The organism is Micromonospora reichwaldensis (assembly GCF_031845925.1).
Lineage (GTDB): Bacteria > Actinomycetota > Actinomycetes > Mycobacteriales > Micromonosporaceae > Micromonospora > Micromonospora reichwaldensis.
The window spans coordinates 12,730-39,157 of sequence record NZ_JAVRFL010000041.1 but is presented as its reverse complement, the minus strand read 5'-3'; the positions used below and the strand labels follow the sequence as shown (position 1 = coordinate 39,157).

Here is a 26,428-nt window from a genome sequence, read left to right as displayed (position 1 = left end):
CACCGCGATTTCGGAGCGTAACCCTCACCTTCCGTGACCATCGGCCCCGCACAGGGATCGCCGCTCTCCGCCCTTTGCTCTGCAGCCACGGACGCACCACGTCGCTGACCTGGGGCTGACTCGCCGTCGGTGCGGCGGACTCGCCCGCACATCGTTACCCGCAGCAACCGTTGCGTATATGGATGCAGAGCAAAGGGTGCGGCGAGCGACCCGCGCGGCCAGCACTCCCCTTACTGTCCGTCAACGACTTCGCCCACAATCCGCTGGCGGGCACGCGCCCGGCGCACGGCGCACGGCGCGAGCTTGTCGCCTTCGCCGTGCTGGCGGTCAGCGGTAGATCGCGCGGTGCGCGGCGTCGATCCCGGCCGCGTACAGCGGGCCGGTGAGGGCGCGGTCGCGGGCCAGGGCGGCGCGGGCCGCGTTCGCGCCGGGGGCGCCGTGCACGCCGCCGCCCGGGTGCGCCGACGCGCTGGCCAGGAAGAGCCGGTCCACCGGGGTGTCCGCGCGGCCCAGGCCGGGGATCGGGCGCAGGAACAGCTGCTGGTACGCGGCGGCGGTGCCGCCGCCCAGCGCGCCGCCGACCAGGCTCGGGTCGCCCGCCTCCAGGTCGGCCGGCCCGGCCACGTGCCGCCCCACGATCAGGCTGCGGAAGCCTGGCGCGGCCTCCTCCAGGACCTGCTCCATCCGCTCGACGTGCGCGGCGATCTCCTCGGCCCGCCACTTCTGGCGGAACGGCAGGTGGGTGTACGACCAGAGCGACTCCGTACCCGGCGGCGAGTGGCTCGGGTCGGCCACCGACATCTGTCCCAGCAGCAGGAACGGATCGCGCGGGATCTCCTTGCGGGCCAACGCGGCGGCGTAGCTGGTGAGGCCGTCCAGGTCTGCCCCCAGGTGCACGGTGCCGGCGGCGGCGACCGCCCGGTTGGTCCACGGCACGGGGGCCGACAGCGCCCAGTCCACCTTGAGCGTCGAGCCGTCCCAGCGGAAGTGCGCCAGGTCCTCCACCAGCCGGGGCGGCAGCGCCGCCGCGCCGACCAGGTCCAGGTAGAGGGCGGGCGCGGGGACGTCGGCGAGCACCGCGCGGCGGGCCCGCCAGAGTGCGCCTCCGGCGGTACGCACGCCCATCGCCCGGCCGCGGGCGGTCAGCACCCGGTCGACGTGCGCACCGTAGAGGATCCGGCCACCCCGCTCGGTCAGCCGGGCCACCAGCGCGTCGGTGATCTTCTGGGCGCCGCCGTCGGGCACCGGCCAGCCGACCTGCTGGCCGAGCATGGCGAGCAGCCAGCCGTACACGCCGGAACCGGCCTCCTCGGGCGACAGGTCGGTGTGCAGGGCACAGCCGGCCAGCAGCACCGGGCCACCCTCGCCCTCGAAGAGTTCGTCGCCGAGCTTGCGCACCGGCACCACCAGCCGCCGGGCCAGTCGCAGCGCCCCCGACACGCGCAGCCGGCGCAGCAGGGTCAGGCCCCCGCGCACCGGCGGGAACGGCCTGGTGATGCTCTCCAGCATCGGCTCGGCCACCTGGCGCCAGTCGTCGTACGCGTGCAGCCAGCGCTTGCCGTCGCCCGGGGCGAACGCCTCCAGCGAGGCCGCGGTGGCCTCCGGGTCGCGGTTGAGCACCGCCGCCCGGCCGTCGGGCAGCAGGTGGGCCAGCACGTCCGGGGAGTGCCGCCAGCGCAGCCCGTACCGGTCGAGCCCCAGCCCGCGCAGCACCGGCGAGGCGTAGCCGAGGGGGTAGAAGGAGCTGTAGAGGTCGCTCAGGTAGCCGGGGGCCGTCACCTCGGCGGAGCGCACCGCCCCGCCCGGGGTCTCCGTGGCCTCCAGCACCAGCACGTCCCAGCCGGCGTCGGCGAGCAGATTGGCGGCGACCAGGCCGTTGTGGCCTGCTCCCACGATGACGGCGTCCGCGCTCTCCGCGCCGGGCGAACTCATCCGATCCGCCTACCCGGCCAGCAACCGGGCGAAACGCGTTTGCCGCGCCGGGGCCGGGGCATGCACTGCCATGTACACGGTTGCGCAGCTCATAGGCGGAGTGTGGGGCGCGGGCGGCGAGGGTGGCGAGTTGGTCGTACACGATCCGGCCGACGGCTCCCCGGTCAGCTCGGCGCCGGTGGCGACGGCCGACGAGGTCGGCAAGGCGGTGGAGGCGACGCGCGGCGTCGCGGCGGAGTGGGCGGCGACCGCCCCGGCGGAACGGGCGGCGGCCCTGCACCGGGCGGCGGACGCCGTGGCGGCGGTGGCCGACGACCTGGCCCGGGCCACGACGGCCGAGATGGGCAAACCCCTGTCGGACGCCCGGGGCGGTGTGGAGGCGGGGATCGGCACGCTGCGACAGTACGCGGAACTCGCCCCCGTGCGCGGCGGGCGGACCCTGCACGGCGCCACCCACGCCCTCGACTTCATGACGCCGCAGCCGCGCGGGGTGGTCGCCGCGATCACCCCGTGGAACGACCCGGTGGCGGTCTCCTGCGGGCTGCTCGGCGCGGCACTGGTCACCGGCAACGTGGTGCTGCACAAGCCGAGCGAGCGCACCCCGGCGACCGGCTGGCTGCTGGCGAAGGCGCTCGACTCCGCGCTGCCGCCCGGGGTGCTGTCGCTGCTGACCGGCGGCCCGGAGGTCGGGGCGGCGCTGGCCGCCCAGGAGGTGGACGTCGTCGCCCACGTCGGCTCCACCGCCACCGGGCGGGCCATCGCGGCCGCGGCGGCACGGACCGGGGCGAAGGTGCTGCTGGAGAACGGCGGCAGCGATCCGCTCGTCGTGGACGGCGACGTCGACCCGGTGTGGGCGGCCGGGCAGGCGGCCCTCGGCGCGTTCGCCAACGCGGGGCAGATCTGCGTCGCGGTGGAGCGGATCTACGTGCACCGGGACGTCGCGGAGGACTTCGCGCTGGCGCTGGTGGAGCGGGCCACGGAGCTGCGGACGGGCCCGGGCGGCGACCCGCGTACCCAACTGGGGCCGCTGGTGGATCGGCGGCACCGCGACCACGTGCACGGGCAGGTGACCGCGGCGGTGGCGCAGGGCGCGCGGATCCGCACCGGCGGCACGCTGCCCGACGGACCGGGGGCGTTCTACCCGGCGACCGTGCTCACCGACTGCCGGCACGACATGACGGTGGTACGCGAGGAGACGTTCGGGCCGGTCGCCCCGATCGTGGCCGTCGACTCGTTCTCCGAGGCGCTGCGGTGCGCCGCCGACTCCCCGTACGGGCTGGCCGCGACGGTGCTGACCGGATCGATGAGTCACGCCCAGCGCGCCTGGCGGGAACTGCCGGTGGGCACCGTGAAGGTCAACGCGGTGTTCGGCGGGGCGCCGGGCGGTGCCGCGCACCCGCGCCGGGGCAGCGGGCACGGCTTCGGCTACGGGCCGGAACTGCTGGACGAGTTCACCGCGACGAAGGCGGTGCACATCGAGGCACCCGGCGGCGGACACTGGTGAGACACGCGCGGGGGGCTGTCCGCGCCCGGACAGCCCCCCGCGTCGCGTACCCGGAAGGTGGCCTCAGCGGCCGCGGGCCCTGGCGGTCTGGCGGTTGTTCGCCTTCTCGATGGCCTTGACCAGTTCGGGCTTCGTCATGGTCGAACGGCCGGGCACGTCCAGTTTGCGGGCCACCTTCATCAGGTGGTCCTTGGTGGCGTTGGCGTCCACCCCGCCGGCGGTGGGCGCCCGGCGCTCCGGTCCGCCGCCGGCCGCCTGGCGGTCGCTCGGCCCCTTGCGGCCCTTGGGCTCCCAGTGGTCGCCGACCTTCTCGAACTCGTGCTTGACGGCGGCGAAGGCGGTGCGGTGCGCCCGCTCCCCCTCGCCGTACGTCTCCACGGCCGAGTCGTGCGTCTTCTCCCAGGTGCGCTGCGCCTTCTTGGGGGAGCGTCGCAGCGTGCTGGGCAGTACCTCGCGCCCGGGCATCTCGTCCTCCTCCGCGTCGATGGGTTCCCCCTGACCGTTCCCCCGCGTCCGGTCGGCAAACCGGAGGTCGGGTTTGTCGATTTCCGGCCAGGGGTACCGGCGGGCCAGGCGAAGCCGGATGCACCGGGCCATCCGGCGGCCGGGGCGCAGGGAGCGGGCATGACGACGACGGAACCCGGCGCGGTGCCCACCGGGGAGCGGCGACCGCGGATCCCCCGCCGGGTACGGCAGCTGAGCTGGCGCACCTGGCGCGGAGTGCTGGTGCGCAGCGTGCGCAACTTCGTCAAGGACAACTGCGCGGACTGGGCCGCCGCCCTGACCTACTACGGGGTGCTCGCGCTCTTCCCGTCCACGATCGTGGTGGTCGCCCTGGTCGGGCTGGTGTCCAACGGCGAACAGACCGTCGACACCGTGCTGGACCTGGCCCGGGACATGGGCGCCGGCTCGGTGGTGGCGAACGAGGGCTTCGTCGGCGTGGTGCGGGGCGTGGTCGACCAGAACGACTCGGCCAGCGCGCTGCTGAGCTTCGGTCTGCTCGGTGCCCTCTGGTCGGCCTCCGGCTTCATCGGGGCGTTCACCCGGGCCTCCAACGCCGTCTACGGGGTCGAGGAGGGGCGGCCGGTCTGGAAGCTGCGGCCGGTGCAGATCGGCCTGGCGGCGATCTCGCTGGTGCTGTTGGCGATCGTCGCCACCGGGCTGATCGTCAGCGGGCCGGTCACCGACGCGGTGGGCGACCTGATCAACGCCGGCGGGCTGGCGCGTACGGCGTGGAGCGTCGCCAAGTGGCCCGTGCTCGCGATGATCATGATGGTGCTGCTGAGCCTGCTGTTCTGGACCGCGCCGAACGTCCGGCAGCCGCGGTTCCGCTGGCTCACCCCGGGCGGCGCGGTGGCCCTGGTCGCCTGGGCCCTCGCCTCCTTCGGCTTCGGCCTCTACGTGGCCAACTTCGGCTCGTACGACGCCACGTACGGCAGCCTCGGTGCGGTGATCGCGTTCCTGGTCTGGCTCTACCTGTCCAACTCGGCGCTGATGCTCGGCGTGCAGATCAACGCGGAGCTCCAGCGCGGCCGGGTGCTCCAGGCCGGCGAGCCGGACCCCGACGAGCCGGTCCTGCCCCCGAAGACGCCGGCCACCACGTGACCCGTACGGGTTTACCGGCCGCGACGCCGGAGCGCCCGTTTACCGCCGGTGCCACCGGGTAGCGCAGAAGGCATGGAACGTGGCAGCAGCAAGCACGGACCGAGGGTCGACGAGCAGATGAGCCGGGAGGTCAGCGGCCTCGTGCAGGGGCCGGGGACCGGCGGCTCGCGGGTCGACGAGTCCCGTGTGCCGGAGCCGGCGGGTGAGGACCAGCCGGAGCCGACCACGGCCCCGGCCGGCGAACTGCGTACGGGCGCGCCCAAGGGGATGAGCTCCGAGGACGTCGAGCGACGCAGCCGGCTCGGCCGGTTCATCACGATGGCCGCCCTGCCCGGTGACCGGGAGACGCTGATCGCCAACGCCCGGGACAACGAGGCGCCGGCGGACATCGTCGCCGAACTGGAGCGGCTGCCCGAGGGCACCCGCTACCAGACGATCTCCGAGGTGTGGGCGGCGCTCGGCCACAAGAACGAGACGACCCGTTGGTGACCGGATCCCCGCACGATCCGGCCCGTCACCGGCGGACGAAGGAGGATGCCTTATGAGTGGCGTTACCGAACACGTGGACGTCTCCGTCCCGGTCCGCACCGCGTACGACCAGTGGACCCAGTTCGAGGACTTCCCCCACTTCATGGAGGGGGTCCAGGAGGTCCGGCAGCTGACGGACACGATGACCCACTGGACGGTGGAGATCGCCGGGGTGAAGCGGGAGTTCGACGCCGAGATCACCGAGCAGCTCCCGGACGAGCGGGTCGCGTGGCGCTCCACGGGCGGCACCCAGCAGGCCGGCGTGGTGACCTTCCACCGGCTGGACCAGGACACCACCCGGGTCACGCTCCAGCTCGAATTCGAACCGCACGGCGTGGTCGAGCAGGCCGGCGACAAGCTCGGCGTCGTCGACCGGCGCGCGAAGGGCGACCTGGAGCGGTTCAAGCAGTTCATCGAGCGACGCGGTCAGGAGACCGGCGCCTGGCGCGGCAAGGTCGACCGCCCGCAGCCCTGATTCCCCGCCCCCGGGTGCGAACCTCCGATGGCCGCCGGTTCCCCCGGCGGCCATCGTCGTTTGCGGGGACCCGGCCGGGGTACCGCGATTGGCATGACGGACGACGACAAGGTGTGGCGGGACGAGGAACGGACTTCGCTCCAGGAACTGGACCGGGCCGTCGCGCGGTCGACCCTGGACGGCCAGGCCGACGACGTGACGGCGAACGACGCCGGCGAGGAGGCGGCCTTCGGGCACGGCCCTCAGGCGGCGGACCGGGGCGGGCAGGGCGCCGGTGCGGGCCGGGAGCCGACCGACCCGGACCGGGCGTACCGGCCCTCGACGACCGGCCGGACCGGACCGGACACGATGTGAACCGCACGGCGCGGCGGGCGGGCCCACCCGGGTCCGCCCGCCGCGCCGCTAGCGGGGCGTGGGGGCCGGCCGGCGGGTGCCGGCGGCGTGCAGGGCGATCAGGCCCAGCGCGAGGACGACGAGCGCCGGCCCGAGCAGCTCGACCGAGGTGTTGCCGAGCAGCACCCCGATTCCGGCGGGCACCAGCGCGCCGCCCAGCCCGGCCGCGGCGATCTGGAGCCCGATGGTCCGGTCCGCGTGCGCCGCACCGACCCGTTCGGCGGTGGTGAGGGTGAGCAGCGGGAAGACCGGGGCGGCGGCGAAGCCGACGACGAACAGCCCGGCCACGGCGACCCAGGCCGGTGCCGGCAGCGCGATCAGGACCGCCCCGACGGCCATCCCGGCGAGGCTGCCCCGCAGCACCACCGTCGCGCCCAGCCGTTCGGCCACCACGCCCTGCACCACGCGCCCGACGAACAGGCTGCCCCAGTAGCCCGAGACGCAGACGCCGGCGACGGCCGCGCCGAGGCCGCGTCCCTCGGTCAGCAGCAGGAACGCCCAGAGCCCGGCCGCCACCTCGATGGCCACGTAGACGGCGAAGGCCGACGCGCCGAGCCAGACCGCCGGCAGGCGCAGCGTCTCGCGTACCCGGGTGACGGTCGGTGGGGCGACGGCCGTCTCCCCGGCGGCGGGTCCGGCGGGCTCGCGGGCCGGGGCGCGGTCCCGCCAGGCCCGCACGGTCAGCGCGAACGCGGCGGCCAGCGCGAGCTGGGCCCCCGCCACCAGGCCGTAGCCCCAGCGCCAGGAGAGCCCGGCGCTGAGCGCGCCGGTCATGATCAACGGCCCGAGCGCCACGCCGAGGCCGAAGAACGCGTGCATCCAGTTCATGTGCCGGGGGCCGAAGGCGCCGGCCGCGTACGCGTTCAGGCCGGAGTCGATCGCGCCGGAGCCCAGGCCGAGCACCAGCGCGCAGCCCACCATCAGGGCGAGCCCGGGCGTCGACGCGTAGCCGGTGAGCGCGAGGCTGGCCAGCAGCGTGCTGCCGGCGAGCAGCCAGCCGACGCCGAGCCGGGCCAGCGTGAAGCCGGCCAGCACGCTGGAGGTCAGGTAGCCGGCGGTGCCGGCGGTGAGCACGAGGCCGACGGCCTCGGTGGGCACGCCGAAGTCGGCCCGGATCGAGGGCCAGCCCACGCCGATCAGGCCGTCGGGCAGGCCGAGGCTGACGAAGGCGAGGTAGGCCAGCAGGAGCAGCGAGGCGCGGGGCGGGGCGGTGGACACGGAGGACCATCCTGCCCTGAGTCGGCGGAGGCACCAGTCCGCCTCCCCCGGTGGGACGAAGATTACGGTCCGGACGGGCGGTAAAACGGACAGCTCATCCAGAATCGGCCGTTCGGCTGACGGCAAGCGCCGGGTCGCGCGCAAGACTTTCGGGATGCATCAGGGCTCCGGCATCCTCTCCACGCGTCAGCGCCGCCTGGCATGGCTCGGCTTCCTCCTCGCCGCGCTGCAGGCTCCCGTCTCCGCCAAGCTGGCATCGGACGACTCCTGGTTGTTCAGCCTCTGCGTCGCGCTGATGGTGGCGACCGTGATCATCGCCGACGATGCGGCCCGACGCCGCCCGGCGGACGCCCGCTCCATGGAGTGACGCGGCAGCCGGCGCGACGGCATCCCGCCGCGCCGGCCGGATCATCCCGGCTTGACCGCGATCGCGCCGTCGACGGTGCGCAGGATCAGGCGCAGCACCTCGTGCCGGGAGGCACCGGTCTCGGCCAGGTAGGCCCAACCGGCGTACAACTGGGACCAGATCAGGCTCTGCACCCACCCCGCCGGCAGCTCCGGGTCGATGGTGCCGTCGCGGTGCCCGCGTTCGACCATCGCGACGAAGTCCGGGTCGCACCCGCCGTCGATGGAACCGGCACCGGTCTCCGGCTCGGTGAAGATCAGCGAGAGCAGAGTGCCGAGGTCGAAGTACTCCTGGCAGAGCCGGCGCACGGCTGACGCACCGGTGCCCTCGGCGATCCGCGCCTGGGCGGTCGCCCGGTCCAGCCGGGCGCCGGCCTCGGCGCCGACCGCCCCGAACAGGTCGGCCCGCTCGGCGAAGTAGCGGTGCAACGTCGTACGCCCCACGTCGGCGGCGGCGGCGATGTCGCCGAGGGAGGCGGCGGGGTTGCGCCCCCACACCTCGATCGCCGCGTCGACGATGGCCTGGCGGGTCCGGGCGCGACTGCCGGACACCTGCTGGTCGGTCACGTCGGCGAGGATACCAACACGTCCTTTCGGAATACCGATTGACCGCACTGGAACACCAGTGTTCCATTCAGGGCATGACTCCTTCCGCCCCGGCGTTCTCCCGGTTGCGCACGCTCACCTCGTTCCTCGTCCCGCACCGGCGGACGATGCTCCTCGGTCTCGTGCTGGGGCTCGCCGCCAACGCGGCCGGGCTCGCGACGCCGATGGTCACCAAGTGGGTCCTGGACACGCTCGGCGCCGGCGAGTCGATGGCCCGCCCGATCGGCGCCCTGCTGGCGCTCGTCGTCGTCGGCGCGGCCGTCTCGCTGTGGCAGTGGCGGCTGCTCGGAACGCTGGCCGAGCGCGTCGTGCTCGACGCGCGGGCCTCGATCGTCCGGCACTACTTCCGGGCCCGCGTCGGCGACCTGCAACGCCGCCCCACCGGCGAACTGGTCACCCGGGCCACCTCCGACACCCAGCTGCTACGCGAGGCGTCCGGCAGCATCGTCGGCCTGGTCAACGCCGGCATCGCCCTGGCCGGCACCCTCGTGCTGATGGGGGTGCTCGACCTGTTCCTGCTCGGCTGCACCGTGGCCGCCGTGCTGGTCGTCGCCGCGGTCATGGGCGCGCTGATGCCCCGCATCGGGCAGGCACAGGCCGCGGCGCAGGAGTCGACGGGCGCGCTGGGCGGCGTCCTGGAGGGGGCGCTGCGCGCGATCCGCACGGTCAAGGCCAGCCGGGCGGAAGCCCGGTTGACCGAGCGGATCGTCGCCGACGCCCGGCAGGCGGCGACGCACAGCGTACGGGCCGCGCGGGTGACGGCGTCGGTCTGGACGATCGCCTGGACGGGGATCCAGCTCGCGGTCATCGCGATCCTGGGCATCGGCGCCTGGCGGGCCCAGCACGGCCTGCTGGAGATCTCCAGCCTGATCGCCTTCCTGCTGTACACGTTCCAGCTGATGGGGCCGATCACGGAGCTGACCCAGAACACCACGGCGTTGCAGGCGGGGATCGCGGCGGCGGGACGCATCCGCGAGGTCGAGACCATCGCGACCGAGCCGGCGGGACCGGCGCCCGCCCCGGCGGAACGCGCGCCGATGCCCGACGCGGAACAGCCGGTGCTCGTGTTCCGCGGGGTCACCGCCCGGTACGGGCCGGAGGCGCCCCCGGCGGTGCGGGACATCGACCTGGCCGTCCCCCGGCGGGGGCACACCGCGATCGTGGGGCCCTCGGGAGCCGGCAAGACCACGCTCTTCTCGCTGATCCTGCGCTTCCTCGAGCCCGAGCGGGGGCAACTGCTGCTCGACGGCCGCCCGTACGCGGCCCACGGGCACGACCAGGTGCGGGCCCGGCTGGCGTACGTCGAGCAGGAGACGCCGGTGGTGCCCGGCACCATCCGCGACAACCTGCGGTTCACCCATCCGGACGCCACGGAGGAGGAGATCCGGGCGGTGCTGCGCGCCGTCCGGCTCGACGACAAGATCGACTCACTGCCGGACGGACTGGACACGTCGCTGTCGTCGACGGAGGTGTCCGGCGGGGAGCGCCAGCGCATCGCCCTGGCCCGGGCCATGCTGCGCACCCCCGACGTGCTGCTGCTCGACGAGGCGACCGCGCAGGTCGACGGGCTGACCGAGGCGGCGTTGCAGGAGTGCGTCCGGCAGCGCGCGGCGGTCGGCGCCGTGCTGACCATCGCACACCGGCTCTCCACGGTGCTCGACGCCGACCGGATCGTGGTGCTGGAGCACGGCCGGATCCGGGCCCAGGGCACCCACGCCGAACTGCTGGCCGGCGACGACCTCTACCGCCGCCTGGTCGAGGCGCTGCGCATCGCGGCCGAGGAGCACCCGGTCGCGGCGCGCTAGCTGTCCCTGGGCCGTACAGCTAGCCCACCCGCCGACGCGGCGGGCCGCCCGTCGCGCGCGGCGGGGGCGCACGCGGCTAGCCTCCGCCGTCGGGGCGCGCCTCGTGACCGGGGCGGCCCCGGCTGCGCCGCCGCTCCTTCATCTCCGCCTCGTAGAGGTGCCGGCGACCGCCGACCAGCTCCTCCCGGGCGGCCCGGTCCAGGTCGCGGAAGAGGGCGTAGTAGTTGTCGTCGAAGTCCTCGACGATCTGGAACGTCCACCGTCCGGCGATCACGTTGCGGCCCAGCAGGTCGGTGTCGATACGGTCGGCGATCCGGTCGTGCCCGGCGGCGCGGAACATCTCCACGGCGTCGTCGAGCATCAGGTCGGCGTGCCCCACCAGCTGGTGCAGCGAGTAGAGGTGACCGCGGACCCGCTCGACGCACTCCAGCGCCTCGCTGAGCTTGCCGAGCGCCGCCACCGTCTCGTCGCTGACCCCGGCGGGCCTGCGGTGCCGTTCGTCCGGCCCGTCCTCGTGTCGTCCCATCCGTTCCTCCAGGTCTCGGCTGTGCCCGTCCGGGCGGTTCTCCTCTGCCCCGCCCGCGTCGGATCAACCCCCCGCGCCGCCCGCTGACCGTTCGGGGGAGGGTGAAAAACCCGCCGACCGGCCGAGGTCGACCCTGGTCACGGCCGGATAGCCTCGGTCACCATGCGTGTGCCGTTCACCCGGGTCGAGGCCCGTTCCGCCGCCAGTTCGGCGCGAGCCACCCTCGCTGTCCTGTCCGCCTCGGTCGGCGCCGAGGGACTGGCCGCCGCTGCCGCGCGTCCGGGCCTGCTCGCCCTGGTCGACCAGCACGCCGCGGCGGTGCGGGAGAGCCTGGACGGCGACCGCCGGCCACTGAGCGCCGCCGCGCTCGCCGGCTATGCGGAGGGCGTCCGCGCCGCCGCGCTGGAGCACGGCTGGCAGCCGCCGGCGGCCCCGGTGGACTGGTCCGCACCGGACTGGCTGCTCACCCGGCTGCTCGCGGTCTGCGCGCTGACCCGCTCGCTCGGGACCCCGGCGACCGCCCCGCTCCCGCTGGTCTGAACCGCGGCCCCGGCAGGCCGCCCCGGTCGCACACGCCGGAGGGGCGCCCGCACGTCCGCGGACACCCCTCCCCGTTCCGCTCACCGCCAGGTCAGCGGCGGAACTGCTGGGTCTCGTCGCTGACGTTCCCCGACTGGTACGTGCCGCGCCCGCCGGCCGTCGCGGACTCCTGCCCGCGGGGCATGACCTCGGTGCGCTCGGCCGCCGTCCGGTCCGCCATCTGCCGGCCGACGTCGGTCTGACCGGCCTCCCGGGCCCGGCGGTGCTCCTGCACCGCCCGCGACTCCTCGGCCATCCGGTTCAGCCAGCCTTCCCAGCGGTTCTGCATCGGCCGCACCAGGCCGCCGCCGACACCGATGATCAGGATGCCGGCCACGGTGGCGAGCACCGCGATCAGCACCGGTGTGGTCACCGTGGTGGCGATGCCCACCTGGTTCAGCGCGGCGATCACACCCAGCGCGAGGATGAAGACCGCCACCAGGTCCGCCAGGACCTTGCCGTACGCGAGCCCGCCCAGCGCCCCGGTGACCAGATCCCGGACGGCGTTGGCGATCGCGGCGGCCACGACGATGATCACGATCGCCACGAAGGCGCGTGGCAGCCAGGCGACCACGCCGCTGATCAGGTCACTGATCGCGTTGGGTCCCCACACCCCGAAGGCGAACTGCAGGGTGAACAGCAGCACGGCGTAGTACGCGAGTCTCGCCAGGATGTCGCTGGCGTCGTACTTGGTGCGTTCCAGCGCGCGCTTGATGCCGCCCCGTTCCACCGCCCTGTCGAACCCGACCCGTTCCAGCGCCGTGTCCACGATCTTGAGCACGGCTCTGGCGATGAGCCATCCGACCACGAGGATCGCGATGAACGCGATGGCCCGCGGTATGAACAGCAGCACCGACCTCCACATGTCGGCCACGGCGTCGCCGATGTCGACCTGCCTGACCGCGAGGCTTTCCGGCATGATGTCCCTCCTGTCGCATGGACTGCGCCGCGCGCTTACCCGGTCGCCGACGCGGCACGCCGTCCCGGTCCCCGAGTTTTTCCCGACATGTCACCGCAGAACGGCCCTGAACTGCCCGAACGTTCGGCCCCGGCGTGGTGCGGGGCATGATCGGAAACAGCCGACGGACCCTCCGGCTAGGCTGCGCTCATGCCAGGAACGGTCGGACGGGTCCCGAACCCACCAGCCCCGGTCTCGGGAACGCCCTCCGCGTCGGGCATGGCGGCCGCCGTCCCGCGCCACGACTGGGGTGGCACCCCGCTCGGTGCGTGGCGGACGTGGGACCCGGCGGTCCGGGCCGCCACCGAACTGCTCCTCGCCTCGCCCGTACCCATGGCCCTCACCCTGGGCGACGAGCACCTGCTCGTCTACAACGACGCGTACGCGGAGCTGATCGGCGACCGGCACCCCGACGCGGTGGGCCGGCCGGCGGCCCAGGTGTTCGCGGAGTCGTGGCCGCTGCCCGGCGTCGGGGACGCCATCGCGCACACCTACCGCTCCGGGGAGCCGTTCCTGGAGAAGGAGACGACGCTTCCGCTGCACCGCCGTCCCGGCCTGGTCGAGCAGTCGGTCTTCACCCGGGGCTACTCCCCCGTGCGCGACAGCGCCGGGCGGATCGTCGGCGTGCTGACCGTGGCCGCGGAGACCACCCAGGTCACCCAGCAGTTGCAGAGCCTCAGCGACTTCGCCGCGGCGCTCGCCGGCACCCTGACCCTGGACGACGTGGCCCGGGTCGCGCTGCGCTACGCGATCACCGCGTTCGACGCCGACCGGGTCTCGTTCGCCGTCGACGAGGGCGGCGGCGGCTGGCGGATGGTCCGGCGCATCCGCGGCGAGCTGATGGACGAGGCCGACGAGCGGCTCCCCCCGCTGTGGCGGCGCGTCCCGCCGGACTGGCTGGGGCCGGTGGTGGCCTCCGCCCGCAGCGGCGTGCCGCACTTCGTCGACGACGGCCAGCCGCTGCGGGACATCGCGGTGGACCGGCACGACCAGAAGGTCCGCTCGCTCGCGGCGGTGCCGCTGCGGGCCTCGGTGGTGCGCGGCGGGCTGACGGTCGGCTACCACGTCCCGCACGTCTGGTCGGCCGCCCGGCGCGCGCTGCTGGCCGCCTCGGCCGAGCTGGTCGGCCAGGCCGCCGAGCGGGCCCGCCGGTTCGAGACCCAGCACGGCACGGCCCAGCTGCTGCAACGCAGCATGCTGCCGGAGCACCTGCCCGACCTGCCCCGGATGCGGATCGCCGCCCGCTACGACCCGGGCGTCGACGGCAACGCCGCCGGCGGGGACTTCTACGACGCCTTCCTGCTGCCCGACGGCGGCCTGGGGATCGTCCTCGGCGACGTCGCCGGCCACGACGTGCAGGCCGCGGCCCGGATGGGTCAGGTCCGCGCGGCGCTGCGGGCGCTGGCGCTGACCGACCCCCGCCCCGACGCCGTGCTGGCCGGGCTCGACCGGTTGGTCACCAGCCTGGGCGCCGAGGGCGACACGCACGAGCTCTTCGTGACGGTGGTCTTCGGGGTCGTCGACGCCGACCGGCGGCGGCTCACCCTGGCCAGCGCCGGTCACCCCGCCCCGCTGATCCGCCGGTGCGCCCCGGACGGCGACCCGGTCGCCGCATACCTCGACGTGCCCGCGGGCGCTCCGCTGGGCCTGGGCTGCCGGCCGCGCACCGTCACGGTGCCCTTCGCCCCCGGCGACACGCTGCTGCTGTTCAGCGACGGTGTGGTGGAGCGGCGCTGGCAGGACCTGACGACCGGCCTGGACGCCCTGGCCGTCGCCGTGGCCGGCGCGGGCAGCGGCGACCCCCGCGCGTTGTGCGCGGTGGCCACCGCGGCGGTGCCCGGCGCCACCGAGGACGACGTCGCGGTGCTGGCGGTGGAGCACGCGCTGCGGCCGTCCCGGTCGACGAGCATGGAGGTGCCGGCCGAGCCGACCGCGCCGAGCCGGGTACGGCACTGGATGACCGCGCAGCTCACGGAGTGGCAGGTGCCCGAGTCGATCATCGGCGGGGCGGTGCTCTGCACCAGCGAGCTGACCACCAACGCCCTGCTGCACGCCGGCACGGCCGCCCGGGTGGAGATCGACCTCAGCCCGGAGCGGCTGCTGGTGTCGGTCGCCGACTCGGGCACCCGGGGCACGGTGACGCGCGCGCAGACCGACACGCTCAGCAGCCGGGGGCGGGGACTGGGGCTGATCGAGGAGCTGAGCGACGCGTGGGGGACGGACCCGACCGTACGCGGCTCGACGGTCTGGTTCGAGATCCTCATCCCGCCCGCGTGAGCGGTGGCGTCAGCCCGGCCCGACGGGGTAGGAGGACCGTATGCCCACCGACAAGCCCACCGGTGTCCTCTTCGACGTGGACGGCACCCTGGTCGACACCACCTACCTGCACACCGTGAGCTGGTGGGAGGCGCTGCGCCAGACCGACCGGCCCGTACCCATGGCGACGATCCACCGCGCCATCGGGATGGGCTCGGACAAGCTGCTCGACCACCTGCTCGGCCCGGAGCGCGACCGGAGCGCGGACCAGAAGCTGCGCGCCGCCCACGACACCCTCTTCGCCGAGTACTGGGAGCGGCTGGTCCCGCTGCCCCGCGCCGCCGACCTGCTACGCGCCTGCGCGGAGCGGGGACTGCGGGTGGTGCTGGCGACCTCCGCCGCCGAGCACGAGGTGGTCGCGCTGCGCCGGGCGCTGGCCGCCGACGACGTGATCCACACGATCACCAGCTCGGCGGACGCGCGGGAGAGCAAGCCGGCGCCGGACATCCTGGTCGCCGCGCTGGAGCAGTCCGGGCTCGCCGCCGAACGCGTGGTCTTCGTCGGTGACTCGGTGTGGGACGTCGCCGCCGCCGGCGAGCTGGACATCCCCTGCGTCGGTCTGACCTGCGGCGGCACCGGCCGGGGCGAGCTGGCCGGGGCCGGTGCGGTGGCCGTCTACGAGGACCCCGCCGCGCTGCTCGCCGCCCTCGACGACTCGCCGGTCACCCGGGCGGGGTGACCGCCGCCGGCTCCGCCGCTCCGAAGAGGAATACGAGAAGTCTTCCGGGGGCAAGGACTTGCACCACCTGCCCGCACGCCGTGGGCGAGGCGGAGAGGTGGGGTCGTGGAGCCGGTAGACGTGGCGTTCGCGGTGGTCGGTCTGGGCGCGCTGCTGGCGGGGATCCTGCCCCGCGTGCTCGAACGTCGACCATTGTCCATGCCGATCGCCTTCCTCGGGCTGGGCATGCTGGTCTTCCTCCTCCCCGTCGGGCTGCCGGACCCTGATCCGCTCGCGCACCCGGAGATCGCCACCCACCTCACCGAGATCGGCGTCATCGTCGCGCTGATGGGCGCCGGGCTGAAGATTGACCGGCCGTTGAGCTGGGCCCGCTGGTCGTCGACCTGGCGGCTGCTGGCCATCGCCATGCCGCTGTGCATCGTGGCGGTGGCGGTGCTCGGCTGGTGGTGGGCCGGGCTGGTGCCGGCCGCCGCGCTGCTGCTGGGGGCGGCCCTCGCCCCGACCGATCCGGTGCTCGCCGCCGACGTGCAGGTCGGCGAGCCCACCGACGTCGAGGACTCCGAGGACGAGGTCCGCTTCGCCCTCACCTCCGAGGCCGGGCTGAACGACGGGCTGGCCTTCCCCTTCGTGTACGCGGCCATCGCCATCGCCACCACCAGCCTCGCCCCGGGCGACTGGCTGGGCCACTGGCTCGGCGTGGACGTGCTCTGGAAGGTGGCGGCCGGGGTGGCGGGCGGGTGGCTGGTCGGGTGGCTGCTCGGCAAGCTCTTCTTCCGGGCCCCGAGCAAGCTGCGGCTGGCCCGGCACTCGGAGGGCTTCCTCGCGCTGGCCGCGACCTTCCTGGCGTACGGGCTGGTGGAGGTCGTCAGCGGGTACGGCTTCCTGGCGGTCTTCGTGGCCGCGCGGGCGATCCGGGCCGCCGAGCGCACCCACGAGTTCCACTCCGTGCTGCACGACTTCGCCGAGCAGGTGGAGCGGCTGCTCACCGTGCTGTTGCTGCTGCTCTTCGGCGGCGCCGTGGTGGGTGGCCTGCTGGGCCCGCTGACCTGGCCGGCCGCCGCGGTCGGGCTGGCGCTGGTCTTCGTGGTCCGCCCGCTGCTCGGCTGGTTGTCGCTGCGGGGAGCGCCCGGCCGGCCGGCCGAGCACTGGGTGATCGCCCTGTTCGGCATCCGGGGCGTCGGCTCGTTCTTCTACATCGCGTACGCGACCGCGAAGACCGACTTCCCCCAGGCGGACCTGATCTGGGCGACCGTCGGCCTCGTGGTGATCGTCTCGGTGGTGGTGCACGGCATCGCGGCGACCCCGGTGATGCAGTTGCTGGACCGGGCGGGGGAACGCACGTCCGACCCGTCCGAGCGCCACCGCGCCGGCGAGCCCGTCACCGCCGGGGGTTGACCGCCCGCCCCGCCGGTGTGCGCAGGGGCCCCTTCCTCGTCACCCGCGCAGGCGGGTGACGAGGGCGCGGCCGAGGTCACGGCCGGAGAGCCAGGCGCTCTGCACCCTGGGCTTGCCGAAGGCGTCGCCGGCCAGCCCCACGCCGTCGGCGTCGAGGTGGTACGTCCCGCCGGGGCCGGCGGTCGGCTTCGCGTACGTCCAGCGGTGCACGTGCACGTGCTCCGCCGCTTCGGGCAGCCCCAGCAGGTCCCGGACGGCCTCCTCGATCGCCGGGCCGGCCCCGGAGGGCTGGGCGAGGTGGCCGGCGGCGAACTCGGGTGTGGTGTGGGCGACCAGCACCGGCGCGTCGTCGCCGCGGCGGTCGCCGTCGTCGCAGACGAGGTTCAGCAGCGGGTGGTCGTTGACGAAGGCGCCCCGGAAGGTGGCCCACCGGCGGGCCGGTAAACGCAGCACGGCGGCCAGGGACGGCGACCAGCGTTGGACCTGCGTGGCCCGGGTGGCGTCGGCCAGGGCCGGGTCGAGCAGCAGGGCCGCCTGCGGCCCCGGCATGGCGAGCGCCACCGCCTCGCAGGGCCGCCCGTCCACCACCGGCCCCAGCGTGACGCCGAGCACGAGCCGGTCCACGGTCACCGGCAACTCCCGGGCCAGGTGCTCCACCAGCGAGCGCAGCCCCCGGGTCGCCGCCCACCGCATCGGGCCGGGCGCCGCACGCCGCCCGTCGGCGCCGTACGCGACGAAGGTGTCGGTCCACTCGCGGGCCAGACCGGCCGAGCGCCACCCCTCGGCCACCTCGGCGAAGTCCGGATCGCTGACCGTGAAGTATGCGGCGCCGGTGTCGGCCGGCCGGCCGTCGAAGCGGCGGCTGGCCATCCGGCCGCCGGCCACCCGGGCGCGCTCGCGGATCTCCACCGGGATGCCGGCGCGGGCCAGTTCCGTCGCGCACGCCACTCCGGCGATGCCCGCGCCGACCACCACCACACCCGCCCGCTGCGCCGCCGTCATCCGGTGATCGTATGCGCGCCCGCGTCGCGTGGACGTCCGGAGACACGCCCGGCGCGTCCGGCGTACGACGCGCCGGAGATGCGGCATGGATCGGCGCCGCACGGGGTATTGGCACGTCTGTTCGAAGGAAGGTGGAGACCATGACGGACCGCAGCAGCAGCCAGGTCGACCCGCAGGGCGCCATCAAGGACCCGGACGAGTGGGTCACCGGCGAGGAGCCGCCGACCGCCGCCCAGGAGTCCTACCTGGCGACCCTGGCCCGGGAGGCCGGCGAGGAGCCGCCGGAGGGCCTGACGAAGGCCGAGGCCTCCAAGCGGATCGACCAGCTCCAGGAGGAGACCGGCCGCGGTCAGTGACCGGGCGGGCGGCGCGGTGGCAGGCGGTGCAGTTCGACCTCGTCGAGCCGTCCCGCCGCCACCCGCGCCGTCAGGTACGTGGCGTACGGCTGGGCCCGCCGGTCGGTGGGCGAGCCGGGGTTGAGCAGCCGCAGGCCGCCCGGAGCGACCGTGTCCCAGGGGATGTGCGAGTGGCCGAAGACCAGCACGTCGGTGTCGGGGAAGCGGGTCGCGCAGCGGCTCTCCCGCCCGGTCTTCGGGCCGGTCTCGTGCACGACGGCGATCCGCAGCCCGTCGAGTTCCACCCGGGCGATCTCCGGCAGCCGGGCGCGCAGCGCCGGCCCGTCGTTGTTGCCGTACACCCCGACCAGGCGGCGGGCCCGGGCGGCGAGGGCGTCCAGCAGCGCCTCGTCGACCCAGTCCCCCGCGTGCAGCACCACGTCGGCGGCGTCGACCGCCGCCCAGAGGGGCTCCGGCAGGTCCCGGGCCCGCTTCGGCACGTGGGTGTCGGCGGTGATCACCAGGCGCATCCCGCCATTCTCCCCGCGGACCGCGCGCTGGTGGTCGGCACGCCGGCCGGACGCCCCGGAAAGTCGCGACCTCGACGCGGACCCTTCACATCGCCGCAATCAGCACGTAGTTTGACGGCGATGCATGGGAGCGCTTCCAGCGGTGCTCCTCGATGGAATGGAGATCCCGTGAGAAGCAGACCCGCACTCGCCGCGCTGAGCGCCGCCGCGGCGCTCACCGTCGCCGCCACCGTCACCGTCGGCATCGTCCGCGCACCCGCCGCGGCCGCCGCCGACTCGGCGTTCTACGTCGACCCGGCGACGGCCGCGGCGGCCTGGGTCGCCGCCAACCCCGGCGACCCCCGGGCCGCCGTGATCTCCGGCCGGATCGCGAACGTTCCCCAGGGCCGGTGGTTCACCCGGACCAACACCTCGACCGTACGGTCCGAGGTCGACGCCCTGGTCGGCGCGGCGGCGGCCGCCGGCAAGGTGCCGATCCTGGTCGTCTACAACATCCCGAACCGGGACTGCAGCGGAGCGAGCGGCGGCGGCGCGCCCGACCACGCCACGTACCGGCAGTGGGTCGACCAGGTCGCGGCCGGCCTGGCCGGGCGGCCGGCGACCATCGTCCTGGAACCCGACGTGCTGCCCCTGATGACGAGCTGCCAGAACGCGGCCCAGCAGGCCGAGACGAAGGCCTCCATGGCGTACGCCGGCAAGAAGCTCAAGGCGGGATCGGCCGCCGCGAGGGTCTACTTCGACATCGGGCACTCCGCGTGGCTCGCCCCCGGCGAGGCCGCCTCCCGGCTGCTCGGCGCGGACGTCGCCAACAGCGCGGACGGCATCTCGCTCAACGTCTCCAACTACCGGCGCACCGCCGACGAGGTCGCCTACGCCAAGGCCGTGATCGCGGCGACCGGGGTGTCCCGGCTCAAGGCGGTCGTCGACACCAGCCGCAACGGCAACGGGCCGGCCGGCTCCGAGTGGTGCGACCCGGCCGGGCGGGCCATCGGCACCCCGAGCACCACCGCCACCGGCGACTCCGCCATCGACGCGTACCTGTGGGTGAAGCTGCCCGGCGAGGCGGACGGCTGCATCGCGCCGGCCGGCCAGTTCGTGCCGCAACGGGCGTACGACCTGGCCCTGGCCGCCGGCCCGGCCCCCACCACCGCCCCGCCGACCACCGCCCCGCCCACGACGGCGCCCCCGACCACCGCCCCGCCCACGACGCCCCCGCCGAGCACTCCCCCGCCGACCGGCGGCTGCACGGTGTCGTACACCCCGAACTCGTGGTCCGGTGGCTTCACCGCCGAGCTGCGGGTGACCAACCACGGCACCGCGCTCACCGGCTGGACCCTCACGTTCGCCCCCGGCGCCGGGGTCCGGCTGACCAACGGCTGGAACGGCGACTGGACCCAGTCGGGCGACCGGATCACCGTGCGCAACGCCGCCTGGAACGCCGGCCTGCCCACGGGCGGCACGGCCTCGCTCGGGTTCCAGGGCACCTGGCCGGGCGGCGCCCTGCCCACCCCGACCGGGTTCACCCTCAACGGCACCGCCTGCTCCTGACCGCCGCGCCTCGCCCGTCCCGCACGGGGCGGGCGAGGCCCGGGGCCGTGCCGTGCGGCGCGGCCTAGAATCGGCGCGTGGGCGTGGCCGTGGCGGCGCAGGAGCGGCGGGCGCCGGTCGGGGCGCTGCTGCGGCAGTGGCGCCGGCGCCGCGGGCTCAGCCAGCTCGCCCTCGCGGTCGGGGCGGAGATCTCCACCCGGCACCTCAGCTTCGTGGAGACCGGGCGCTCCGCGCCCAGCCGGGAGATGGTCCTGCGGTTGGCCGAGCACCTCGACGTGCCGCTGCGCGACCGCAACCGGCTGCTGCTGGCCGCCGGGTACGCCCCCGTCTACTCCCACGCCCCGCTGGACTCCCCCGAGCTGCGACGGGTCCTCGACGCGGTACGCCGGGTCCTGCGGGCGCACGAGCCGTACCCGGCCGTCGCGGTGGACCGGCGCTGGAACCTGGTCGCCGGCAACGCCGCCCTGCCGCTGCTCACGGAGGGTGCCGCCGCGCACCTGCTCCGGCCGCCGGCCAACGCGCTGCGGCTGACGCTGCACCCCGAGGGCATGGCGCCCCGGATCGCCAACCTCGGCGAGTGGCGGGCCCACCTGCTCGGGCGGCTGCGCCGGCACCTGGCGCTGGCCGACGATCCCGAACTGGGCGCCCTGCACGACGAGCTGCGCGGCTACCCGGGCGGGCCGGCCGACCCGGACGCGGGCCTGCCCCGCGCCGGGGACGTGGTCGTGCCCCTGCGACTGCGTCACCCGGGCGGCGAGCTGGCCTTCCTCAGCACCGTCTCGACCTTCGGCACCCCGCTGGACGTGACGGTCGAGGAGCTCTCCATCGAGTCCTTCTTCCCCGCCGACGAGGCCACCGCCGCGTACCTGCGTGCCGCCGTCCGCTGAGCGTTACCTCGCGACGGCGGCGGGAACGCGGGCGGTCGACGAAGGAGGAACTCATGACCACACCGTCGAGTCCCACCTCGGCATGGCGGCCCGGGATGCCGGGCGGCGACACCCTCCCGTCCGGTCCGGCCGGCCGCCCGAGCGGCCCCGGCCACGACGGGCACGGCCCACAGACCGGTCCGCCCACCGTGACGATCGGGTCGTACCCGGACTATCCGTCCGCCCAGCGGGTGGTCGACTACCTGGCGGACAACCGGTTCCCGGTCGAACACAGCGCCATCGTCGGCACGAACCTCACCCTGGTCGAGACCGTGCTCGGCCGGATGACGACGGGGCGGGCGGCCCTGGCGGGGGCCGGCACGGGCGCCTGGTTCGGGCTCTTCATCGGGCTGCTGTTCGGCATCTTCACCACCGGCAACTGGGTCGCGGCGATCCTGGTCGGGCTCGTCGTCGGCGCGATCTGGGGAGCGGTGTTCGGCGCGGTCGCGCACGCGATGACCGGCGGGCGGCGCGACTTCACCTCGGCCAGCTCGCTGCGCGCCGGCCAGTACGCCGTGATCGTCGACGCGCAGTACGCCGAGCAGGCGCGTCAGCTGCTCGGCCGGATGCACATGGCGGCGTCACCGCCCGCCCGCTGAGGCCCTCGCCGGGTCGTCCGCCGGCCGCGACCGGCCCGGGCCCCTCGCCCGGCAGCCGGCGACCCGCTCCGGCGGACGCCGGCGCCGGCTGGTCCGGGCCGGCGGCGACCCCGCCCCCGCCCGGAAGCCCCCTTCAAAGCTGAACGACGCTGCCGCGTCGCGGGTGACCGCGCTCACGGGACACTAGTTAAATTTTGAAATAGTGCTACTGTCATGGCGTGACCGAGAGCCTGGACAGTGCCCGACTCGCCGCCTGGCGCGCCTACATCGAGGCCAGCCAGCGGCTCTACACGCGGCTGGAGGACGACCTGCGCGCCGACAGCGCGCTCAGCTTCGCCGACTACCACGTGCTCGTCCTGCTCTCCGAGGCGCCGGGCCAGCGGCTGCGGATGGGCGAGCTGGCGAGCCGCCTGGTCTTCTCGCCCAGCCGGCTGACGTACCAGATCACCACCATGCAGCGGCGCGGCCTGGTCGCCCGGGAGTCCTGTCCCGACGACCGCCGCGGCAGCGAGGCCGTGCTCACCGCCGCCGGGCTGCTGGCCCTGCGCGAGGCCGCCCCGCACCACCTGCGGTCGGTGCGCGCCCACCTGATGGACGACCTCGACGACGCCGAGGTCGCCTGCCTCACCCGGATCTTCGAGCGACTCGGCCGGCGCCTGCGCGCGGACCGCGACGCGTCGACCGCCCACCCGCACAGCTGAGGAGCCCCCGATGCCCGCCATCACCGTCGACAACGTGCTCGTCCTGCCCCGCCTGCCCAAGCTCGACGAGTCCACCGCGTTCCGCCCGGTCCGCCGGCTGACCACCGCGCCCAGCGGCTACGAGGGCGAGGGCTTCCCGGTCCGCCGGGCGTTCGCCGGCGTGCCGGTGAGCGAGCTGGACCCGTTCATCCACCTGGACCAGATGGGCGAGGTGGACTACGCCCCGGGCGAGCCGAAAGGCACGGCCTGGCATCCGCACCGCGGCTTCGAGACGGTGACCTACATGATCGACGGGATCATGGACCACCAGGACTCGCAGGGCGGCGGCGGCACGATCACCAACGGCGACACCCAGTGGATGACGGCCGCGAGCGGCCTGCTGCACATCGAGGCGCCGCCGGAGCACCTCGTCATGAGCGGCGGGCTGTTCCACGGCACCCAGCTCTGGGTCAACCTGCCCCGGGCCGCGAAGATGAACCCGCCCCGCTACCAGGACATCCGGGGTCGGGAGGCGGCCCTGCTGACCACGCCGGACGGCGGCGCGCTGATCCGGGTGATCGCCGGCGAGATCGCCGGGCACCGGGGGCCGGGCACCACCCACACCCCGATCACCATCACCCACGTGACCGTGCAGCCGGGCGCCCGCGTCGACCTGCCGTGGCGGCCGGACTTCAACGCCCTGGTCTACGTGCTGGGCGGGCGCGGCACGGTGGGCACCGACGGGCGGCCGGTGCACACGGGCCAGCTCGCCGTGCACGGCCCCGGCGACGCGCTGACCTTCACCGCGGACGCCAGCCAGGACGGCCACACCCCGACGCTGGACCTCTACATCATGGGCGGCGAGCCGATCCGGGAGCCGGTGGCGCACTACGGCCCGTTCGTCATGAACACCCGTGACGAGCTGCTCCAGGCGTTCGAGGACTTCAAGGCCGGCCGGCTCGGTGTCGTCCCCGCCGAGCGGTTGCCGCACACCGACGGCCAGGCACCGAGGCCCTGATCCCACGCGCGGGCGGTGGGCGCCCCCGGCACGGCCGGGTGGCGCCCACCGGCGCGTCGGGACATGGCGCCCACTTGGCGCGTCAGAACATGGCGCCCACCGGCGCGGGACGTGGCGTCAGGAGACGGCGAAGATGCCCGCGACTCCCAGGATCACCATGAGCAACACCGTCACCAGCGCGCCCCGCTCGCTTTCGACCGCCTGCTCGCGGTACTCGGTTACGGGGTTCGTCGTCTCGCCGGGCATGGTGTTGCCTCCTCGGTGTTCGCGTCGTGATCGGGCGGGCTGTCGGGGGCCGTCCGACCGGTCACCGGAGTGCCGGCCGGGATGCGGACCCGCGACACGGGTCCTACCGTGAGGACGTTGTCGACCTCGGGGGGCTGGAACGGTGGCACCGCGCAACTGGTTCCTGAGCGCAGCCGAACGCGCCAACCCGGTGTCAGAGTTACCCGTCTGGAGCAGCGGAAACCTTGCCGAGCCGTTAATTCACGGTGCCGCGTACTTCGACCGGCTGGTCGACGAGGTGCAGGCGCTGGAGGCCGGCGACCACCTCTTCTTCACCGACTGGCGGGGTGACCCGGACCAACGGCTGCGCCCGGACGGGCCGACCGTGGCGCAGCTCTTCGCGCGCGCCGCGCAGCGGGGCGTGGTGGTCAAGGGCCTGATCTGGCGCTCCCACCTCGACCTGCTGGCCTACAGCGAGGCGGAGAACCGCAACCTGAGCGAGACGGTCTCCGCCGCCGGCGGCGAGGTGCTGCTCGACCAGCGGGTCCGCCGGGGCGGCTCGCACCACCAGAAGCTGGTGGTGCTGCGGCACCTGCGCGCGCCGGAACAGGACGTCGCCTTCGCCGGCGGGATCGACCTGTGCCACAGCCGCCGCGACGACGCCGCGCACCGGGGCGACCCGCAGGCGGTGCAGATGTCCGCCCGCTACGGCGACCACCCGCCCTGGCACGACGTGCAGCTCGCGGTGCGGGGGCCGGTGGTGGGCGCGCTGGACACCACCTTCCGGGAGCGCTGGACCGACCCGATGCCGCTGGACTCGGAGAATCCCCTCGCCTACCTGCGCGACCGGCTGCGCGGCGCGGACCTGCGGCCCGACCCGTTGCCGCCGCAGCCGGCCGACCCGCCGCCCTGCGGCCCGCACGACGTCCAGGTGCTGCGCACCTACCCGGCGGTCCGGCCCCGCTACCCCTTCGCCCCCGACGGCGAGCGCACGGTGGCCCGCGGCTACACCAAGGCGGTCCGGCGGGCCCGGCGGCTGATCTACCTGGAGGACCAGTACCTGTGGTCCAGCGAGGTGGCCGACCTGTTCGCCCGGGCGCTGCGGGAGAATCCCGACCTGCACCTGGTCGCTGTGGTCCCCCGGTTCCCGGACGTGGACGGCCGGCTGGCGCTGCCGCCCAACACGGTGGGCCGCGAGCAGGCGCTCTCGCTCTGCGAGCGGGCGGCCCCCGACCGGGTGCACGTGCTCGACGTGGAGAACCACGCCGGCACCCCGGTCTACGTGCACGCCAAGGTGTGCGTGGTTGACGACGTGTGGGCCAGCGTGGGCAGCGACAACTTCAACCGCCGGTCCTGGACGCACGACAGCGAGCTGTCCTGCGCGGTGCTGGACGGCACCCGGGACGACCGGGCGCCGACCGACCCGGCCGGCCTCGGCGACGGCGCCCGGGTCTTCGCCCGGGACCTGCGGCTGCGGCTGTGGCGAGAGCACCTGGACCGCGACCCCGACGGCGGCGAGGACGCCGACCTGATCGACCCGGCCGACGCCGTGGCGGCGATCAGCGCCGCCGCCGACGCGCTGCAACGGTGGTACGACGCCGGGCAGGCCGGTCCCCGGCCGCCGGGCAGGCTGCTGCCGCACCGGGCGGAACGGCTGCCCTGGTACACCCGGGCCTGGGCGCTGCCGGCGTACCGGCTGGTCTACGACCCGGACGGCCGGCCGCTGCGGGCCCGTCGGGCGGGCACGTGGTGAGCGCTCCGGCCTGACCGTCAGGCGGGTACGAAGAGGGCGTCGGCCCGGCTTCGGGCGGGCTCGGCCTGGACGGCGTCGGCGTCGGCGGTGTGCACCGTCAGCCCGCCGGGATAGGCGAACGAGGCGCGCGGGGAGTAGAAGCCGAACCCGATCGTCAGCGGGTTCTCCGGGCGGAGCGCGTAGATCGGGTGGGTCGGCTCCAGGAACTCCACCGACTCGATCACGAACGGGTCGACCGGTTCGGCGACGTACGGGTAGACGGCGTCGAGCAGCTGCCCGTCGCGCGCCGTGAAGTAGCGGTGGTGGCCGCTGCTGATCGCCCGGCCCGTCTCGCCCACCTGGCAGCGGGCCCGGATCACCGGTACGCCGTCGATCTCCGTCTCGGCGACGATCTCCCCGTCGTGGTGCTCGATGCGGGTCCGGCCCACGACGGCGGGCGCCCCCCGCGCGGCGGCGTAGGCGCGGACCCGTGCGCTACAGGTCACGTAGTCCGTCCACCAGCCGCCGGGATTCCTCCCGCCCGGCGCGTCCACCCCCGCCAGCGCCACCCCGAGGTAGGTCAGCGAGTACGCGCCGAAGCCGGAGGTCTGGCTCTCGTCGTCGACCACGTACTGGTTCATGAAGACCAGGCGGTCGGCCGACGGGCGCAGCCCGGCCGGGACCAGCGCCGCGACCGCGTCCGGGTCCGCCGGCAGCCAGCCGAAGAAGAGCGTGCGGCTGTTGACGACGAGATGGGGGGCGGCGGGGTCGAGCACGGCACCTCCGGAGCGGGGCGGGTACCCGCACGCTACGGCCCGTCCCGTTGACGGGACAACGACGGAAAGCCGACATTCGGCGCCGGTCATCCGTGGGCCGTGACCGCTCGGCCTGCTGGTCCGGGCCGCCCGG

28 protein-coding genes are annotated in these 26,428 nt (G+C 74.8%); 18 read left to right on the top strand and 10 right to left on the bottom strand.

Features of this window, described 5'->3' with window-relative positions:
* Nucleotides 1-327: 327 nt before the first annotated feature.
* A complete protein-coding gene (locus tag RM555_RS26465; RefSeq protein WP_311414283.1) occupies nucleotides 328-1,932 on the bottom strand; it encodes a phytoene desaturase family protein in 1,605 nt (534 codons plus the stop codon).
* A 70-nt stretch (nucleotides 1,933-2,002) separates the two neighbouring features.
* On the opposite strand from RM555_RS26465, the gene RM555_RS26460 reads away from it, so the two are divergent.
* Entirely contained in the window at nucleotides 2,003-3,436 is a 1,434-nt protein-coding gene (locus RM555_RS26460; protein WP_311414282.1) for an aldehyde dehydrogenase family protein, read from the top strand.
* A 63-nt stretch (nucleotides 3,437-3,499) separates the two neighbouring features.
* On the opposite strand, the gene RM555_RS26455 is transcribed toward RM555_RS26460, so the two are convergent.
* Nucleotides 3,500-3,901 carry a ChaB family protein gene (locus RM555_RS26455; protein WP_311414281.1) on the bottom strand — a complete coding sequence of 134 codons (402 nt, stop codon included), beginning with the start codon at nucleotides 3,899-3,901 and terminating at the stop codon, nucleotides 3,500-3,502.
* 159 nt (nucleotides 3,902-4,060) lie between these two features.
* Between RM555_RS26455 and RM555_RS26450 the strand changes: the two genes are divergently transcribed.
* The 4 genes from RM555_RS26450 to RM555_RS26435 all read left to right on the top strand — a co-directional run bounded on the left by RM555_RS26450 (nucleotide 4,061) and on the right by RM555_RS26435 (nucleotide 6,398).
* Complete coding sequence (locus tag RM555_RS26450) at nucleotides 4,061-5,041, top strand: YihY/virulence factor BrkB family protein (RefSeq protein WP_311414280.1); 981 nt, start codon at nucleotides 4,061-4,063, stop codon at nucleotides 5,039-5,041.
* A 72-nt stretch (nucleotides 5,042-5,113) separates the two neighbouring features.
* Complete coding sequence (locus tag RM555_RS26445) at nucleotides 5,114-5,530, top strand: DUF2795 domain-containing protein (RefSeq protein ID WP_132235968.1); 417 nt, start codon at nucleotides 5,114-5,116, stop codon at nucleotides 5,528-5,530.
* Between the two features lie 52 nt (nucleotides 5,531-5,582).
* A complete protein-coding gene (locus tag RM555_RS26440; RefSeq protein WP_132235966.1) occupies nucleotides 5,583-6,044 on the top strand; it encodes an SRPBCC family protein in 462 nt (153 codons plus the stop codon).
* Between the two features lie 93 nt (nucleotides 6,045-6,137).
* Entirely contained in the window at nucleotides 6,138-6,398 is a 261-nt protein-coding gene (locus RM555_RS26435; RefSeq protein WP_311414279.1) for a hypothetical protein, read from the top strand.
* 48 nt (nucleotides 6,399-6,446) lie between these two features.
* Here RM555_RS26435 and RM555_RS26430 read toward each other — a convergent pair whose 3' ends face one another.
* Nucleotides 6,447-7,655, bottom strand: a complete 1,209-nt coding sequence (locus RM555_RS26430) for an MFS transporter (RefSeq protein WP_311414278.1) — start codon at nucleotides 7,653-7,655, stop codon at nucleotides 6,447-6,449.
* 154 nt (nucleotides 7,656-7,809) lie between these two features.
* On the opposite strand from RM555_RS26430, the gene RM555_RS26425 reads away from it, so the two are divergent.
* A complete protein-coding gene (locus RM555_RS26425) occupies nucleotides 7,810-8,022 on the top strand; it encodes a hypothetical protein (protein WP_132235960.1) in 213 nt (70 codons plus the stop codon).
* Between the two features lie 41 nt (nucleotides 8,023-8,063).
* Here RM555_RS26425 and RM555_RS26420 read toward each other — a convergent pair whose 3' ends face one another.
* Entirely contained in the window at nucleotides 8,064-8,627 is a 564-nt protein-coding gene (locus RM555_RS26420) for a TetR/AcrR family transcriptional regulator (protein ID WP_311414277.1), read from the bottom strand.
* A gap of 74 nt (nucleotides 8,628-8,701) precedes the next feature.
* On the opposite strand from RM555_RS26420, the gene RM555_RS26415 reads away from it, so the two are divergent.
* Entirely contained in the window at nucleotides 8,702-10,471 is a 1,770-nt protein-coding gene (locus RM555_RS26415) for an ABC transporter ATP-binding protein (protein ID WP_311414276.1), read from the top strand.
* Nucleotides 10,472-10,547: 76 nt separating this feature from the next.
* On the opposite strand, the gene RM555_RS26410 is transcribed toward RM555_RS26415, so the two are convergent.
* Nucleotides 10,548-10,997, bottom strand: a complete 450-nt coding sequence (locus RM555_RS26410) for a hypothetical protein (protein ID WP_151455767.1) — start codon at nucleotides 10,995-10,997, stop codon at nucleotides 10,548-10,550.
* A gap of 162 nt (nucleotides 10,998-11,159) precedes the next feature.
* Between RM555_RS26410 and RM555_RS26405 the strand changes: the two genes are divergently transcribed.
* Nucleotides 11,160-11,537, top strand: a complete 378-nt coding sequence (locus RM555_RS26405) for a DUF6401 family natural product biosynthesis protein (protein WP_311414275.1) — start codon at nucleotides 11,160-11,162, stop codon at nucleotides 11,535-11,537.
* 91 nt (nucleotides 11,538-11,628) lie between these two features.
* Here RM555_RS26405 and RM555_RS26400 read toward each other — a convergent pair whose 3' ends face one another.
* Entirely contained in the window at nucleotides 11,629-12,495 is an 867-nt protein-coding gene (locus RM555_RS26400) for a mechanosensitive ion channel family protein (RefSeq protein WP_311414274.1), read from the bottom strand.
* Between the two features lie 189 nt (nucleotides 12,496-12,684).
* Between RM555_RS26400 and RM555_RS26395 the strand changes: the two genes are divergently transcribed.
* The 3 genes from RM555_RS26395 (at nucleotide 12,685) to RM555_RS26385 (ending at nucleotide 16,924) form a co-directional block, all read left to right on the top strand.
* Entirely contained in the window at nucleotides 12,685-14,811 is a 2,127-nt protein-coding gene (locus RM555_RS26395) for an ATP-binding SpoIIE family protein phosphatase (protein ID WP_311414273.1), read from the top strand.
* Between the two features lie 40 nt (nucleotides 14,812-14,851).
* Nucleotides 14,852-15,529 carry an HAD family hydrolase gene (locus tag RM555_RS26390; RefSeq protein WP_311414272.1) on the top strand — a complete coding sequence of 226 codons (678 nt, stop codon included), beginning with the start codon at nucleotides 14,852-14,854 and terminating at the stop codon, nucleotides 15,527-15,529.
* 105 nt (nucleotides 15,530-15,634) lie between these two features.
* Nucleotides 15,635-16,924: a cation:proton antiporter gene (locus tag RM555_RS26385; protein ID WP_311414271.1), complete on the top strand. Its 1,290-nt coding sequence runs from the start codon at nucleotides 15,635-15,637 to the stop codon at nucleotides 16,922-16,924.
* A gap of 39 nt (nucleotides 16,925-16,963) precedes the next feature.
* On the opposite strand, the gene RM555_RS26380 is transcribed toward RM555_RS26385, so the two are convergent.
* Complete coding sequence (locus RM555_RS26380) at nucleotides 16,964-17,902, bottom strand: NAD(P)/FAD-dependent oxidoreductase (protein WP_311414306.1); 939 nt, start codon at nucleotides 17,900-17,902, stop codon at nucleotides 16,964-16,966.
* A 164-nt stretch (nucleotides 17,903-18,066) separates the two neighbouring features.
* On the opposite strand from RM555_RS26380, the gene RM555_RS26375 reads away from it, so the two are divergent.
* A complete protein-coding gene (locus RM555_RS26375) occupies nucleotides 18,067-18,282 on the top strand; it encodes a DUF3072 domain-containing protein (RefSeq protein ID WP_311414270.1) in 216 nt (71 codons plus the stop codon).
* Here RM555_RS26375 and RM555_RS26370 read toward each other — a convergent pair.
* Nucleotides 18,276-18,791, bottom strand: a complete 516-nt coding sequence (locus RM555_RS26370) for a metallophosphoesterase family protein (RefSeq protein ID WP_311414269.1) — start codon at nucleotides 18,789-18,791, stop codon at nucleotides 18,276-18,278. The genes RM555_RS26375 and RM555_RS26370 overlap by 7 nt on opposite strands.
* Before the next feature lie 168 nt (nucleotides 18,792-18,959).
* Between RM555_RS26370 and RM555_RS26365 the strand changes: the two genes are divergently transcribed.
* The 5 genes from RM555_RS26365 (at nucleotide 18,960) to RM555_RS26345 (ending at nucleotide 23,562) form a co-directional block, all read left to right on the top strand.
* A complete protein-coding gene (locus RM555_RS26365) occupies nucleotides 18,960-20,339 on the top strand; it encodes a glycoside hydrolase family 6 protein (RefSeq protein ID WP_311414268.1) in 1,380 nt (459 codons plus the stop codon).
* A 77-nt stretch (nucleotides 20,340-20,416) separates the two neighbouring features.
* Nucleotides 20,417-21,226 carry a helix-turn-helix domain-containing protein gene (locus tag RM555_RS26360; RefSeq protein WP_311414267.1) on the top strand — a complete coding sequence of 270 codons (810 nt, stop codon included), beginning with the start codon at nucleotides 20,417-20,419 and terminating at the stop codon, nucleotides 21,224-21,226.
* A 53-nt stretch (nucleotides 21,227-21,279) separates the two neighbouring features.
* Nucleotides 21,280-21,864 carry a general stress protein gene (locus tag RM555_RS26355; RefSeq protein ID WP_311414266.1) on the top strand — a complete coding sequence of 195 codons (585 nt, stop codon included), beginning with the start codon at nucleotides 21,280-21,282 and terminating at the stop codon, nucleotides 21,862-21,864.
* A gap of 218 nt (nucleotides 21,865-22,082) precedes the next feature.
* Nucleotides 22,083-22,565, top strand: a complete 483-nt coding sequence (locus RM555_RS26350) for a MarR family winged helix-turn-helix transcriptional regulator (protein ID WP_121395498.1) — start codon at nucleotides 22,083-22,085, stop codon at nucleotides 22,563-22,565.
* A gap of 10 nt (nucleotides 22,566-22,575) precedes the next feature.
* On the top strand, nucleotides 22,576-23,562 hold the full coding sequence (locus RM555_RS26345) for a pirin family protein (protein ID WP_311414265.1): 987 nt from the start codon (nucleotides 22,576-22,578) through the stop codon (nucleotides 23,560-23,562).
* Nucleotides 23,563-23,679: 117 nt separating this feature from the next.
* Here the strand turns inward: RM555_RS26345 and RM555_RS26340 are convergent, their stop codons facing one another.
* The gene (locus RM555_RS26340) at nucleotides 23,680-23,808 is read right to left on the bottom strand and encodes a hypothetical protein (RefSeq protein WP_255474758.1); all 129 of its coding nucleotides are present in this window, start codon (nucleotides 23,806-23,808) and stop codon (nucleotides 23,680-23,682) included.
* A gap of 142 nt (nucleotides 23,809-23,950) precedes the next feature.
* Here RM555_RS26340 and RM555_RS26335 point away from each other — a divergent pair, with 142 nt between their 5' ends.
* Entirely contained in the window at nucleotides 23,951-25,540 is a 1,590-nt protein-coding gene (locus RM555_RS26335; RefSeq protein WP_311414264.1) for a phospholipase D family protein, read from the top strand.
* A gap of 17 nt (nucleotides 25,541-25,557) precedes the next feature.
* Here RM555_RS26335 and RM555_RS26330 read toward each other — a convergent pair whose 3' ends face one another.
* Complete coding sequence (locus RM555_RS26330; RefSeq protein WP_311414263.1) at nucleotides 25,558-26,295, bottom strand: hypothetical protein; 738 nt, start codon at nucleotides 26,293-26,295, stop codon at nucleotides 25,558-25,560.
* Between the last annotated feature and the right edge of the window lie 133 nt (nucleotides 26,296-26,428).